Consider the following 14,065-nt stretch of genomic DNA (forward strand, 5'->3'; position numbering starts at 1 on the left):
ATTGAGCACCGGGAGCGGACATCACCCCCGCCGGTCGGAAGGTCCGAGATGGGCCACAACCGGACAGCACCGGGCCTATCCATCCTTGTCTTGATCGTGATCGATCTGCATCAAGCAGACAGTTACACGGGCACCCTCGGCGTAGCTGATGCTCGGGTCGATTGTTTGGGCGATAAGCCGGACTTCATCGACCATCGCCCGCGCGCGCTCCTCGTCCCCGCACCCCATAACTTCTCGAAATCTCTGCATGAGGTGGCGATCCAATGATATTTGACGAGCCACGGGATCAAGTTCCTCCCCCGAGCGCATCGGCACTCGTGTGATCGGCGGAGGCTCACGCGCCGCTTTGCCAAGCGCGTTGATCTTGAGAACTCCCCTTTGGATTTTATCGTCTGTCATAGCCGCAGGGTCCAAAATCAACGAAATCCAAGCCGGATCGAAGGTCTGTGAGACGACCTTAGCACAGAAGTGTCGAAGACCGCTTTGGGTCAAAAAGCGAAATGCCAAAGTCGTCAGCCTAGGTCTGCTTTAACCCAAGAAGCGGAACTTATAGATTTGTCCTCCTCCGCCGCAGCCGGTCCGAACCACCTCGTCATCGCCTCCGCGAGTCCGCGTTGGCTCTCTTCTCCCACCCACGCGACATGCCCGTCGGGCCGCACCAGCACGGCTTTGGGCGCCGCGACCTGTCCGATGGACGGGAGCTCCCATGCACCGTGATAGTCCGCTTCGACGAGATCGATGCGATCTGCCCAGGGCGCGATGTCGAGGCCGCCTGCCTTGCCAAAATCGAGCAGCAAGCCGCGCGCGCCGTGCAGCAGCGTGAACAGTCGCAGCGGCCGCCCTTCGACCGTGAGATCGAGATCGGGCATGCGGCGCCCGAGCAGCGCGTGTCCTTGGCCGAGATCATAGTGCACATCGAGCCCGCTCATCATCGCGCCAAAACGCTGGCGCGGCGCGTCCATCGCGAGCAGTTCGGACACGATTTCGCGCGCGGCCTTGAGGCCGTCCTCGCCGCGGCGGAGCAGGGCGATTTGCGCCATGGTGTTGCGCAAGGTCCGCGCGGCGACGGGATGACGTTCGGAATGGTAGGTGTCGAGCAGCGTTTCGGGCGACACGCCCTTGACCACTTGCGCGAGCTTCCAGCCGAGATTGACGGCGTCCTGCACGCCGATGTTGAGGCCTTGCCCGCCGACGGAGTGATGGATATGCGCGGCATCGCCGGCGAGCAGCGCGCGACGCTTGCGATAGGACACCGCCTGCCGTGCCGCATCGGTGAAGCGGGAGATCCAGGACGGGTTGTGGAGTCCGAAGTCGGTGCCGTAGACGGCGACGAGGGCTTCGCTGAGATCGCGCAAGCTGGGTTCGCCGGTCCGATCGAGCGTTGCTTCCGTCACGACCACCAGCACGCGTCCGCTCTCGGTCTTGCTGAGGCCGTGAAAGCCGAGCGCGTCATGGCGCAGGCCCCATGCGGGCTCGCAAGCTGGTTCTCGGCGCATCTCGACTTCGGCCATCAGGTTGCTCAGCGTCGGATCGGAGCCTGCGAAGTCGATGCCGGCGGCCTTGCGCACCAGGCTGCGGCCGCCGTCACAGCCGACCAGATAATTCGCGCGCAAGGTTTCGCCGCCGGACAGCGTCACGTCGATGCCGGTCTCGTCCTGCGCAAAACCCGTCACCTCGCGGTTTCGATAGATCGGCACCGCGAGCTCGCTGACCCAGTCGGCCAGGATGCGCTCGATGTGGCTCTGCCGCAGTGCGAGCCCGTAAGCGTGCCGGGTGGGGAGGTCGCTGATGTCGAGCCTGGTCCAGGCGAAGCCCGCGAGCTGGGTGATCTGTCCTTCGCGCAGGAAACGATCCGCGACGCCGCGCTGGTCGAGGATCTCGATGCTGCGCGCGTGCAAGCCGCCGGCGCGCGTGCCGACCAGTTCCTGATCGGCGCGCCGTTCGACGACGGCGACAGCGATATTTGCGAGCGCGAGCTCCGCGGCTAGCATCAACCCGGTCGGGCCACCGCCGGCGATCACCACGGCATGGTCTTTCACTTGGTCTTGCGTGTGGCGGGCGCCGACCCCTTTGGCGTGGCCGCGCGTCCGGGACGTCGGAAGCAGTACAGGCATGTGATGACCCCTCGCGTTTGATGGTGTTCGGGTCGAGGGTTCTACGGCAGGGTCGGGGGCTTGAAGCAAGCCCGTTGCACACCACATATCTGAGTGGGGAGAGGGAATCCTTTGTCCGCGTTCGCCGCGTTGACACGTCGGGCAAAACACCGGCATGATGCGATCATCGGGAAGAGTTTGGTTTAACCCGCGCGGAGGCGATCCGCTGCGGGTTTTGTTTTGGGTTTTCTGAGCTTGCACCCTTTAGCAGATGCCGGTGGTCCGCTGCATGGTGCTGGCGAGTTCCTCGAACGAAAACGGCTTTCTGATCATGGGAAGGCCGTCGCGCCGGGGTTCACGCCCGGACAATTGCAGGATCTTCAGTTCCGGGCGGTTTCGCCTGGCCCGCTCGGCCAGTTCGTGACCGTCCATGCCGGGCATGTTGATGTCAGTGATGAGGATTGAGATATCTTGGTTCTGCTTGAGCCGGTCGAGCGCATCGGGGCCGCTCCGGGCGCTGATGACTTCGCAGCCGAGATCTTCCAGCATGTCCACGATGACGTCGAGCACGCTGGGATCGTCGTCAACAACCAGTACGGTATGGCTCATCGCACAACGTTCCTTCTGAAGGAATAAACGCGCCCGCCGTGGCGTAAGTTCCGGCACGGCCTGGTCGAACGAGCGATGTTTCACACCTCGTGCAAGGCGCCGCAGAACGGCAAGATCAAGATGCGCCCCCGCCAGCGGAGCGGCCTAGTCGTCCTTCGACAAATCGCCGGGTTTGCTGGGAAGGTCGATGGGGCCGCCCTCGCCATGCACGAGATCGCAGTCCTTGTCCTCCGTGTCGCCGGCGTTTTCAACGACGGCTTCTTGAGTGTCGCGCTCCTTGTCGATGCGCGGCTTTCGTCCTGCAAGATTTAGCGACGTGTTTTGTGAGGTCGTCTTGAGTGTCATCTGCCGGCCCTCCTGATCAGCTAACGCTGCTTAAGCGAATTCGTTCTTTTGACACGTCTGCGAAAACACTGGCAGAATGGCATCATCGAAACGAGCTTAGTTCACCCGCGCGGAAAGCTTTCGCCGCGGTTTTTTTTCGTCTCGATCGAGATCGGACGGCGGCGGCGCGCTGCGGCCACGCACTCGTCAAACCTGGTGCGCCGCCGGCCGTACTATTGCTGACCGCGCACGCGCGAATGTGCCGGCCCGCGGCGCTGGGCCAGTGCTCGCGCCGCTGCGGCCTTCGGAGCCAATCTGGTTGTCTCCTACTTCGCCATGCGCGGCTTCGAGAACATTGAAAGGATCATCAAGCGGTGAAGATGGCAGATGACGAAATCAGGGCGATCGTTGCCGAGACGCTGGCCGAGCAACACAGGCTTCAGCAGGCGAACATCGATGCCATCGTATTGCGGACGGTGGCATTGGTGCTGGCGTCTTTCGGAATCGAAGATGACGACCGAAAGGAGCTAAGGGCCGATTTTCAGCACTTGCGCCGATGGCGAACGAGCGTCGAGCAGGCGCAGAGCTACACGCTCAAGGCCGTGATTACGGTGATCGCCACCGGTCTGATGGGTGTGATTGGGCTAAGCGTCAAGGTCGTGCTCGGCAAGTGAGCCTCAGCCACGACGACATTGCTGCATCCACTCACGTCGTCCTTCGCCAACGGACCGTCTCATGTACAGAATTCGCATCGTGGATGCATCCGATGACGACATCGCCGATACATTGGCCGACCTTCACCGGTTGACGTTCTTCGATGCGGCTCTCTTGTCACAATTCGAGTTAGGGGCGTGGTGGCTTGCCTATCACGGCGATGAGCCAGTAGCCTTCGCCGGTGTCGTGCCGTCAACGCACATTCGAAATGGCGGTAATTTCTCCAGGGTCGGTGTGTTGCAGCGGCACCGGGGACGTGACCTCCAGTGCAGGCTGATGCGGGTGATCGAGGCAAGGGCACGGCGTATCGGGTGGGACAGCATCGTCTCGGATACGACGGACAATCCGGTGTCCGCCAATAATTTCATCCGGGCGGGCTATCGGCTCTTTGAACCCCATGTGCCCTGGGCTTGGGCCCATACGCTTTACTGGCGAAAGCGGCTTCGCTGAGCGAATGGAGCCAGGTTTCCCGTGGTACGGAACGCAATTCCCGCAACGTAAAAATGGCTCGCGCGAGATGAAGCGCAACACCGAACGTCCAAGGGCCCGGCAGCTTGACAGCTGCCGGGCCCTTTTTGCGTATTGAAGCGATGCGGGCGAAGGACTTGCGAAGTCAGCGGTGCCGGGCTTTAAGTTTGCTCCTGCGGGAATTCGGCAACGATAAACCGATGTAAGGGAGCGCCGTCGATGCCCACCAAGCCTCAATTGCCGGAACGTTCGTCGCGGGCGACGGGGGCGCCTACCGCGCTCGACGGTCTGCTGGTCGTCGATTTCACGCGTGTGGTTGCCGGCCCGGCTTGTACGCAGACGCTTGCTGATTTCGGCGCGCACGTCATCAAGATCGAGAATCCGGACGGAGGCGATGACACGCGTGCGTATGAACACGCCGAGATCGGTGGAGAGAGTGCCGCTTATCTGAGTCTCAATCGCAACAAGCGTGGCATCACGCTCGACCTTACCGTGCCGGAGGCTCGTGAGATCGCGCTGGATTTGATTCGCAAGGCGGACGTGGTCGTCGAGAACTTCTCCAGCGGAGTCATGAAGAAATTTGGGCTGGACTATGAAACAGTTGCGCCGCTCAATCCGCGGCTAGTCTATTGCTCGATCTCCGCCTACGGGCGCACCGGACCGTTTGCCTCGCGTCCCGGCTTTGATCCGATCACGCAGGCGGAAAGCGGCTTCATGTCGCTCAACGGATTTGCTGATGGCCCGGCGGTTCGCACCGGCCCGCCGATCATAGACATGGCGACGGGGATGTCTGCCTGCAATGCCATCCTGATGGCGCTGTTGGCGCGGGATCGGCTGGGTCGCGGTCAGCATGTCGAGGTCGCCCTGTTCGACGTCGCGATGGGCATGACCGGTTTCTATGGCATGGCCTATCTGATCAACGGCGAAAATCCTGGCCGGTTTGGTAATTCGCCGAGTGGTTCTCCTACCGTCGGCGTGTACGAGGCCTCCGATGGGGCGCTTTACATGGCCTGCGCGAACGACCGGCTCTATCGCCGGCTGGTTGTCGAGGTGCTGAACCGGCCGGAACTGATCACCGATCCCCAGTTTGCCTCGCGCAAGGCGCGTTCCGAGAACAAGGAGCTTCTGCGGGCAGCCATCGCGGAGGTCTTTGCAAGCGACACCCTCGAGAACTGGATGACCAAGATGAAGCTGGCCAATATCCCGGTCGGCTATCTGCGGACGGTCGAGGAGGGGTTCAATGCACCGGAGGCGCGAGAGCGCCATCGCTTGAACCGGATTCCACATCGTACGGCAGAGTGGGTCCCGAACATCGAGCCGCCGATTGCCATGAGCTTGACCGGCCCGATTGATCCTGTGGCTGCTCCATTGCTGGGCGAACACACGGAGCAGGTCTTGCGTGATACGCTCGGTTACGACGAGCGTCGGATATCGCAGTTTACCCAAAAGGGCGTGTTCGGCTCGGGCAAACCCTCGACGTTGGGCTGAGCCTGAGGGGTTGATCTTAAAGGCCAGGCCCGGCGCGGCTTGCGGATCACGGATTGGCGATGCCGCCACCTTCGCGGCATCGCATCCTTCCTGGGCAGCCAGGTTCAGGGCGACCATACCCAGACAGCGCCGCCTCGGCTTGATTTGGCAAGGGTCTCGCCGCATAAATGCATGAAAGCGAGGGATGCGAATGGCGCCTAGTCAAGAGCCGAGCGTGGGCCGACCCGCAGGGGCGCAACCCGATGAGCCTGCCCATGCGGCAATGGTCGCGAAGGCCCGCGCGCTCGTCCCACGGCTGCGGGAGCGGGCGGCGCGGACGGAGGAGTTGCGGCATCTGCCGCCCGAAACGGAGAAGGATCTGCACGACGCGGGCCTGTTCCGAATGCTTCAGCCCAAGCGCATTGGCGGCGCAGAACTCGATTATGTCGCCTTGATCGATTGCGCAGACCTGCTCGGACAAGCGGACGCCTCGGTGGCATGGAATCTGGCCAATCTGGCGAGCCATCATTGGATGCTCGGCATGTTCGAGCCGACGGCGCAGGAGCTGGTCTGGGGCCGTGACCCGGACGCGCTGATCGCGTCCTCGTTCATTTTTCCCGCCGGACGTGCCAAGAGAGTCGAGGGCGGATACCGGCTCCATGGCAGCTGGCCGTTCTCCTCGGGCGTTGCCTCCTGCGCATGGAACATGCTTGCGAGCGTGGTCTACTCCGACGATGAGGCAGACGGCATCGAATATCGGATATTTCTGCTGCCGAAAGCCGACTACAAGGTCCTCGACACCTGGAATGTCGCGGGGCTCCGCGGGACAGGGTCCTGCGACGTGGAGGTTAGGGACGCTTTCGTGCCCGACGATATGACGGTCGCGGTCGGCGATCTTGACGGCGGTCCGACGCCGGGAAGCAAGCTCAATCCCAACCCGCTGTATGCGCTCCCCGTGTTCTCGCTATTTCCCTACGTCCTCTCTGGCGTCGCGCTGGGGAACGCGCAGGCGTGTCTCGACGATTATGCGGAGGTCGTCCGTCATCGCATTTCCACCTACAATCACGCCAGGCTGAGCGACTTTCAAAGCACCCAGATCAAGATCGCGGAGGCGTCGGCGAAGATCGACGCTGCACGCCTGATCATGCGCTCGGCCTGTCTGAATGCCATGGAGGATGCAAGGCGGGGTCATCTCCCCGATATGGCGATCAAGACCAGATATCGGCGCGACGGCGCCTTTTCAGTGAACTTCTGTACGGATGCGGTGTCGACGCTGTTTGCCGCGAGCGGAGCACGGGGCCTGTTCACGACGGGCGCGTTGCAGCGGCAGTTCCGCGATGCGCACGCGATCAATTCGCATCTCGCGTTCAACTTCGATGCGGCCGGGACCAATTATGGACGTGTGGCACTGGGCCTGCCGTCCGAGAATCTCACGCTGTGAGGCCGGCCGATGAATGATCTGCCGAAGCAGCCGGCCGTTCCCGATCCGGCCAACGAACTCGCGAGCGACAACTCGCCGATCGATCCCCGTGATTTCCGCAGTGCGCTCGGCACCTACGCCACGGGGGTGACGATCATCACGGCCGCGGCTCCTGACGGCAAGCCCTATGGCCTGACGTGCAATTCGTTTGCCTCGGTCTCGCTGAACCCGCCGCTGGTTCTTTGGAGCCTCGTCGTCTATTCCTCTAGTCTGACCATCTTCCAGAACGCCAGTCATTTCACGGTCAACGTTCTTGGCGTTTCGCAACAGGCGCTTGCGAGCAAATTCGCCAAGTCGTCTGATGACAAGTTCACCGGTGTCGAGTGGACGCCGGGCCTCGGCAACGCGCCGGTGCTCGCCGAGAGCGTCGCCAATTTTCAATGCCGCTCAGTCAATCGTTATTACGGCGGCGACCACGTGATCTTTCTCGGTGCAGTCGAGGCGTATACTTACAATGCGAAGGAGCCGCTGCTCTTCGCGCGCGGCGCGTTCGGCCGATTTCTCGCCGACGGCTAGCGCAAGCAGTCACTGCAAGCGTGCTTCAGTTCGCGCTCGACGGTTCAGCGCACCCCTGCCGAAAGCTTGTAGATTTCGAGCGCATCCGCATCCGCGCCTCGCGCGGCCTTAGCGAGCCTGAAAAGTTGTCCGGCGAGCGAGGCCATGGGCACCGGGGTCGACGTCGTCTGCGCGACATCGGCGACGGTATCGAGGTCCTTGAGCATTGTGGCGATGTGACCAAGCGGCGGTGAGTGAATGCCCTGAACCATTCGCGGCACGAATAGCTGCAACGGAATGGAGTCTGCGAAGCCGCCGGCGAGTGCTTCGGGCAAGCGGTTGGCATCGATTCCGGCGTTCACTGCAAGGCGTGTTGCCTCCGCAAGAACAGCCATCGCGCATCCGACGATCACCTGGTTGCACAGCTTTGTGGTCTGCCCCGCACCGGTCGGGCCCATGTGGGTGAACCTGCGTGCCATGGCCAGCACGTAGGGGCGGACCCGCTCGATATCGCCGGCTTTTCCGCCGGCCATGATGGCAAGTGTGCCTTCCTCGGCGCCCTTGGTCCCACCGGACACCGGCGCATCGATCCAGCCCGTGCCGTTCGCAGCTGACAGTCGCGTTGCAAGGTCCCGTGCGGCGTCAGGATGGATCGACGAGAAGTCGACCACGAGCTTACCCGCGCCGGGCGCAGTTGAGATGCTCTCGGGCCCGAAGATCACCTCTTCCACGGCAGCCGCATCCGTCACGCACATGAAGACGATGTCCGAGCTCTCCATCAAGGCGCGGGGGGTGGCTGCACGCCTGGCACCGGCCTCCACGAGCGCGGCCATCTTTCCTTCCGAACGGTTCCAGACAGCGACCTGATGGCCGGCGTTGAGCAGGCGTCGGCTCATCGGTGTCCCCATCAGTCCAAGGCCTAGATAGCCGAGCCGCTCGGCGCCTTGCGGGTTTGTCTTGCTCGCTTCAGCCATAGGTTGCCTCCATCTGTCGGTCCGCGGCGCTGCATTACCATATATCGCGCAACTCACGACGAAACCGCCCCGGCCGGCATGGCTTGCTTGATTGTTTGAACCATGAAACATTTGCTGCGGTCGGGTTGGATGGCGCCGGTCGGCGCCTGGGCAGCGGAGTGGGCACGATGCGAACCGTTTCGAAGTGGATCCTGGCTTTGGGGGCGGCAGCGGCCGTGAGCGCGAGCGCAGGCCCGTCATGGGCGCAGCAGACAATTCGTGTCGGCTGGACGATTCCGGCCGAAGAATCCAAGTACTGGATGATGCGCCGCCCGGCTGAGTTTCCCAATATCGGCAAGGCCTACAACATCGAATGGACCCAGTTTCAGGGCACTGCTCCGATGACGCAGGCATTGGCGGCCGGCGCGCTGGATTGCGCGACGCAGGCGCCGCTGTCGCTCGCCAACGGCGTAGTTGGCGGCAACCTCAAGGCCTACATCGTGGCGCAGCACGTCTTCGAGAAGGCCGGCGGTTTCTCGGTCTACTGGGCTGTCATGGACGACTCCCCGATCAAGACGATCGCCGATCTCAAAGGCAAGACGGTCGGAATCTCCGTGATCGGCGGCGGCACCCAAGGCCCGTTCAATCTGTTGCTGAAGCAGAACGGCATTGATCCGGCCAAGGACATCAAGCTGGTCGAAGTCGGCTTTGCCGTCTCCGAAGATGCGTTGCGGCAGGGCCGCGTCGATGCGGTCAACATGAACCAGCCGTTTGCCGCGCGCGCGGAGGCAAAGGGCGGCACGCGCAAACTGTTCTCGCTGTCGCAGGCGATGCCGAACATCGTGCACATCCTGGAAGCCTGCCGTGCCGATTTTGTCGACAAGAACCCGGAACTGGTCAAGGCTTACGTGCGTGACATTACCTCTGGCATGAAGAAAGCGCTGGCGAACCGCGAAGAGACGTTGAAGGTCGTCAACGAAGTCCTGAAGGCACCTATTCCGGTTCTCGAGACCTATCTGCTCAAGGACAATGATTTCGGCCGCGATCCGGGCGCTGCACCGAATTTCCCCGCGATCCAGAAGATGCTGGACATCTACGCGGAGACAGGGATGCTGCCAAAATTGGATGTCGCGCAATTCAAGCATTCGACGATTGTCGCTCCGCTGCAATAGGCGATCGGGCGAATGAACCGAGCGAGAAGGTCGCGGCGTCCAGGATGATCCGGGACGTTGCATGAAGAAGATGCACGTATGAAGAAGCTCCGATCTCGGATCACGACGGATGGCCTCGACCGGGCTCCGCACCGCGCTTTCATGCGCGCCATGGGGCTTGACGACCCTGCGATTGCCAAGCCGATGGTGGGCGTCGTCAGCATGAAGGGCGAACAGACGCCCTGCAACATGACGCACGACTTTCAGGTCGCGGCGGCCAAGACCGGAATCGAGGAGGCCGGCGGCACGCCGCGCGAGTTTTCGACCGTGTCGGTCTCCGACGGCATCAGCATGAATCACGAGGGGATGAAGTTCTCCCTGTTTTCGCGGGAGCTGATCGCCGACTCGATTGAAGCCGTCGTCCATGGTCTCGCCTACGATGCGCTGATCGGATATGGCGGATGCGACAAGACGCTTCCCGGCGTGATGATGGGCATGGTCCGGTGCAACGTCCCGTCCATTTTCATCTATGGCGGCAGCGCGCTGCCGGGCCGTATGGACGGGCGGACCCTCACCGTGCTCGACTCCTATGAGGCTGTTGGCAGCTTCATGACCGGAGAGATCGACAGTGCCACGCTCGAGCGGATTGAGCGGGCCTGCCTGCCGACCATCGGCGCGTGCGCCGGCCAATTCACTGCTAACACCATGGGGATGGTCTCGGAGGCGATGGGCCTCACCATTCCTAACGTGTCGATGGTGCCGGGTGTCTATGCCGAACGCGCGCAGATATCCAGGCGGGCCGGGCGCCTCGTCATGGAAATGCTGGAGCGCGGCGGGCCTTTGCCGCGCGACATCGTGACGCGGAAATCGCTGGAAAACGGTGCGGCAATCGTAGCCGCCACGGGCGGTTCGACCAATGCTGCGCTACATCTGCCGGCGATCGCGAACGAGGCCGGCATCGCATTCACGATCGATGATGTCGGCGAGGTTTTTGCCAGGACGCCGCTGATCGGAAACCTGCGGCCTGGAGGCAAATATACGGCGAAAGATGTCTACGATATCGGCGGCGCCGCCGTGGTGATCAGGGAGCTGATCCAGAGCGGGCATATCGATGGCAGTTGCCTGTCGATCACGGGCCGTACGCTTGCCGAAGAATACGGCGCTGCCAATGCACCTGACGGAGAGGTCGTTTACGCGAGTTGCGCGCCGATCATGCCAGATGGCGGCGTCGCTGTGCTGAAGGGAAACCTCTGTCCCCACGGCGCAGTCATCAAGGTCGCGGGCCTGAAGAGTCAGTTCTTTGAAGGCGTGGCGCGCGTTTTCGAAGACGAGGAGGGCTGCGTCGCTGCGGTTCGTGATCGCACCTATCGGGCGGGCGAGGTTCTCGTGATCCGAAATGAGGGGCCGGTGGGCGGCCCCGGCATGCGCGAGATGCTCGGCGTCACCGCGCTGATCTATGGACAGGGCATGGGCGAGAAGGTGGCCCTGATCACGGATGGACGCTTCTCTGGCGCCACGCGCGGAATGTGCATCGGCTATGTGTCTCCCGAGGCCTTCGTCGGCGGTCCGCTGGCGCTGGTTCGCGATGGCGACAGGATCCGGATCGATGCTGCGAACCGGCGGATGGATATGCTGGTCGACGAGCAGGAACTCGCTGCTCGCCGGCACGATTGGAAGCCGCGTCCGCCTCGTCACCGTGCTGGCGCGCTGGCGAAATATGCCCGATTGGTTGGCCAGGCACCGGGCGGGGCCGTGACGCATGAGGGGCCCGCGGAATGGCCCTGGTTCGGATGACGCGGCGCACTTGCCCGAAAACAGCCAATGGTCTGGCAAGTTTCTTGCTAAGCTCGCGTCGCTGACGAAGGATGTTTAGCAAGCCTGTTGCGCAGGGTTTGCGCGAATGAAGTGAGACGGGATGAAGGTAGTGCCTTCGAGATCGAGCGAATGGGTGAGACCGGTGACGCCGCAAAAACCGGCTTCTGCAATCATCGAGATCGAGAACGTCTCGCAGGTATTTCAGACCTCGGCGCGCAAGGACCATGTAGCGCTATCGGACATCTCGCTGGCGATCGACGAAGGAGCCTTCGTCTCCATCCTTGGTCCGTCCGGCTGCGGCAAGTCGACATTGCTTTACGTCGTCGGCGGCTTCGTCAGCCCGACCAGCGGCTCAGCGAAGATCAGGGGACGGACGATCACGGGACCAGGGCCGGATCGCGGCCCGGTATTTCAGGAATTCGCGTTGTTTCCGTGGAAGACCGTGCTGGGCAATGTGATGTATGGCCCTCGCCAGCAGGGCGTGCGCACCACCGAGGCGGAAGCACAGAGCCGGGCCTTGATCGAAATGGTCGGGCTCAAGGGCTACGAGAATTTCTATCCCAAGGAGCTGTCCGGCGGCATGAAGCAGCGCGTGGCACTGGCTCGAACGCTGGCTTACCATCCTGAGGTTCTGTTGATGGACGAGCCGTTCGGCGCGCTCGATGCTCACACGCGAACGCGGCTGCAGAATGATCTGTTGAACATCTGGGAGCGTGATCGCAAGACAGTGCTGTTCGTCACGCATTCTGTGGACGAAGCGGTTTTCCTTTCAGACAAGGTCGTGATGATGTCGAAATCGCCCGGCCGTATCCGCGAGGTCATCGACATCGATCTGCCGCGGCCGCGCCGCCGCAGCGAGCTGCTGCTCGATCCACGCTACCAGAAATACGTTGTCGATATCGAGCGCATGTTCGACGAGGTCGACGAGACGGGATCGCGGTCGTGACGTCGCTGGCGGCCTTGGGCAAGCGTGCCGCTCCGGTGTTTGCCTGTATCGGGCTTCTGGCGGCATGGCAGGTTGCGTCACTCGCGCTGAAGAACGACAGCTTCCCGACGGCAGTCGAGGCGATCCGTGCAATCCCGGACATCCTCGGGGACAAGGAATCGCTGATCAACATCCTGGCCTCGCTCCGCCGCATGGCGATCGGGTTCGCGGTCGCGGTGCTGGTTTCGATTCCGCTCGGCCTATTGATGGGCCGCAGCCGGGCCGTCGCGGCATTCTTCAATCCGCTCTTGATGGTGATCTACCCTGTGCCGAAGGCGGCCTTGATGCCGATCATCATGCTGTGGCTCGGCGTCGGCGACATCACGAAGACGCTGGTGATCTTTCTCGGCGTCAGCCTGCCCGTGATCTATCACAGCTTCGAGGGCGCCAAGGCGGTGGAAGAGAAGATGCTGTGGTCGGGCGCCGCGATGGGGCTTTCGCCTGCGCAACGGCTGGTCTGGATCGTACTGCCGGCGGCGCTGCCGGAAATTCTGACCGGTTGCCGCACGGGACTCGTGCTGGCGCTGATCACGATGATTACGAGCGAGATGATCGCCCGTCAGTCCGGCGCCGGCAATATCCTGTTCAATGCCCTCGACATGGGCCAATACGACACCGTCTTTGCGATGATCATCATCGTGGGGGCGATGGGAATTTGCCTCGATGCGATCTTCGAGCGGGTCCGCGCAAGGCTGGTGCGCTGGTCCGAACCGCAGTTCGACATGCCGCTGAGCTTCTCATGATCCCGCAGCTTCGCTCCACCAGCATTATCCTTGGGCTTGCGCCGATCGTGCTGGTGATCGCCCTGTGGCAGGGCCTCGTATCATTTGGCTTTGCGCCTGCGGTCTTGCTGCCGCCGCCGGGATACGTCTTCAGCAGGTTGCTTCAGCAACTCCTGACCTGGACGTTTCAGCAGGAGATCGCAGCGACCCTGATCCGGCTGTTTGCCGGTTTTGCGATTGCGGTCGTGCTCGGTGTCAGCATCGGCATCGCCGCTGCCGCCAATCCGGCTATCAACGCCGTGGTTCGGCCGATCGTTCGCGTGCTTGCACCCTTGCCCAAGGTCGCGCTCTATCCAGCATTGCTGCTGCTGCTCGGTTTCGGCCACGGATCGAAGATCACGCTGGTGGCGGCGGATGCCCTCTTTCCCATTCTGTTGTCTACCTATTACGGCGCATCGACGGTGGAGCAGAAGCTGATCTGGTCGGCCATGGCGGCGGGAACGCCGCGCTATGAGATCCTGTTCAAGGTGGTGCTGCCGGCCGCGATGCCGTCGATCCTGACCGGTTGCCGGATCGGCCTTGTCATTTCCTGCATCGTGGTGTTTCTGGCGGAGATGATCACGTCGAGCGACGGGCTCGGACATGTCCTCGTCACGGCGGCCCGGACCTTTCAGGCCGTCGACATGTTCGTGCCGCTGATCACGATCTCGCTGCTGGGCCTGATCCTCAATGGTCTGCTGGGGGCAGTGCGCGCGTATCTGCTGCGGGGTTTCCCCGAAGCATGAACTG

At 62.4% G+C, this 14,065-nt stretch carries 15 protein-coding genes; 10 read left to right on the forward strand and 5 right to left on the reverse strand.

Annotated features, from left to right (window positions below; genetic code table 11):
- Nucleotides 1–75: 75 nt before the first annotated feature.
- The 4 genes from AC0L3U_RS24360 to AC0L3U_RS24375 form a co-directional block, all read right to left on the reverse strand.
- Nucleotides 76–399, reverse strand: coding sequence for a hypothetical protein (locus AC0L3U_RS24360; protein ID WP_473363502.1), 324 nt, complete (start codon nucleotides 397–399; stop codon nucleotides 76–78).
- A 113-nt stretch (nucleotides 400–512) separates the two neighbouring features.
- Nucleotides 513–2,114, reverse strand: a complete 1,602-nt coding sequence (locus AC0L3U_RS24365) for an FAD-dependent monooxygenase (protein ID WP_473363503.1) — start codon at nucleotides 2,112–2,114, stop codon at nucleotides 513–515.
- A gap of 243 nt (nucleotides 2,115–2,357) precedes the next feature.
- Nucleotides 2,358–2,786, reverse strand: coding sequence for a response regulator (locus AC0L3U_RS24370; RefSeq protein ID WP_473294698.1), 429 nt, complete (start codon nucleotides 2,784–2,786; stop codon nucleotides 2,358–2,360).
- A gap of 60 nt (nucleotides 2,787–2,846) precedes the next feature.
- Nucleotides 2,847–3,047, reverse strand: coding sequence for a hypothetical protein (locus tag AC0L3U_RS24375; RefSeq protein ID WP_473294697.1), 201 nt, complete (start codon nucleotides 3,045–3,047; stop codon nucleotides 2,847–2,849).
- Nucleotides 3,048–3,400: 353 nt separating this feature from the next.
- Here AC0L3U_RS24375 and AC0L3U_RS24380 point away from each other — a divergent pair, with 353 nt between their 5' ends.
- The 5 genes from AC0L3U_RS24380 (at nucleotide 3,401) to AC0L3U_RS24400 (ending at nucleotide 7,671) form a co-directional block, all read left to right on the forward strand.
- Complete coding sequence (locus AC0L3U_RS24380) at nucleotides 3,401–3,700, forward strand: hypothetical protein (RefSeq protein ID WP_456768923.1); 300 nt, start codon at nucleotides 3,401–3,403, stop codon at nucleotides 3,698–3,700.
- Between the two features lie 61 nt (nucleotides 3,701–3,761).
- Nucleotides 3,762–4,190 carry a GNAT family N-acetyltransferase gene (locus AC0L3U_RS24385; RefSeq protein ID WP_473294695.1) on the forward strand — a complete coding sequence of 143 codons (429 nt, stop codon included), beginning with the start codon at nucleotides 3,762–3,764 and terminating at the stop codon, nucleotides 4,188–4,190.
- Nucleotides 4,191–4,427: 237 nt separating this feature from the next.
- On the forward strand, nucleotides 4,428–5,696 hold the full coding sequence (locus tag AC0L3U_RS24390) for a CaiB/BaiF CoA transferase family protein (RefSeq protein ID WP_473363504.1): 1,269 nt from the start codon (nucleotides 4,428–4,430) through the stop codon (nucleotides 5,694–5,696).
- Between the two features lie 190 nt (nucleotides 5,697–5,886).
- The gene (locus tag AC0L3U_RS24395; protein WP_473363505.1) at nucleotides 5,887–7,116 is read left to right on the forward strand and encodes an acyl-CoA dehydrogenase family protein; all 1,230 of its coding nucleotides are present in this window, start codon (nucleotides 5,887–5,889) and stop codon (nucleotides 7,114–7,116) included.
- Between the two features lie 9 nt (nucleotides 7,117–7,125).
- Nucleotides 7,126–7,671, forward strand: coding sequence for a flavin reductase family protein (locus tag AC0L3U_RS24400; protein ID WP_027519282.1), 546 nt, complete (start codon nucleotides 7,126–7,128; stop codon nucleotides 7,669–7,671).
- A 44-nt stretch (nucleotides 7,672–7,715) separates the two neighbouring features.
- On the opposite strand, the gene AC0L3U_RS24405 is transcribed toward AC0L3U_RS24400, so the two are convergent.
- A complete protein-coding gene (locus tag AC0L3U_RS24405) occupies nucleotides 7,716–8,624 on the reverse strand; it encodes an NAD(P)-dependent oxidoreductase (protein WP_473363506.1) in 909 nt (302 codons plus the stop codon).
- A gap of 167 nt (nucleotides 8,625–8,791) precedes the next feature.
- Here AC0L3U_RS24405 and AC0L3U_RS24410 point away from each other — a divergent pair, with 167 nt between their 5' ends.
- From AC0L3U_RS24410 to AC0L3U_RS24430, 5 genes are all read left to right on the forward strand, one after another.
- The gene (locus AC0L3U_RS24410; RefSeq protein ID WP_007601560.1) at nucleotides 8,792–9,775 is read left to right on the forward strand and encodes an ABC transporter substrate-binding protein; all 984 of its coding nucleotides are present in this window, start codon (nucleotides 8,792–8,794) and stop codon (nucleotides 9,773–9,775) included.
- A gap of 78 nt (nucleotides 9,776–9,853) precedes the next feature.
- Nucleotides 9,854–11,548, forward strand: a complete 1,695-nt coding sequence (ilvD, locus tag AC0L3U_RS24415; protein WP_473363507.1) for a dihydroxy-acid dehydratase — start codon at nucleotides 9,854–9,856, stop codon at nucleotides 11,546–11,548.
- A gap of 121 nt (nucleotides 11,549–11,669) precedes the next feature.
- Nucleotides 11,670–12,515 (forward strand): ABC transporter ATP-binding protein, encoded by an 846-nt coding sequence (locus AC0L3U_RS24420; protein ID WP_473363508.1) that lies wholly within the window; start codon nucleotides 11,670–11,672, stop codon nucleotides 12,513–12,515.
- Complete coding sequence (locus AC0L3U_RS24425) at nucleotides 12,512–13,297, forward strand: ABC transporter permease (protein ID WP_473363509.1); 786 nt, start codon at nucleotides 12,512–12,514, stop codon at nucleotides 13,295–13,297. The genes AC0L3U_RS24420 and AC0L3U_RS24425 overlap by 4 nt, the downstream gene beginning before the upstream one ends.
- Nucleotides 13,294–14,061 (forward strand): ABC transporter permease, encoded by a 768-nt coding sequence (locus AC0L3U_RS24430; RefSeq protein WP_473363510.1) that lies wholly within the window; start codon nucleotides 13,294–13,296, stop codon nucleotides 14,059–14,061. Before AC0L3U_RS24425 ends, AC0L3U_RS24430 begins: the two co-directional genes overlap by 4 nt.
- Nucleotides 14,062–14,065 lie beyond the last annotated feature (4 nt).

The organism is Bradyrhizobium sp. Kon69 (assembly GCF_055807515.1).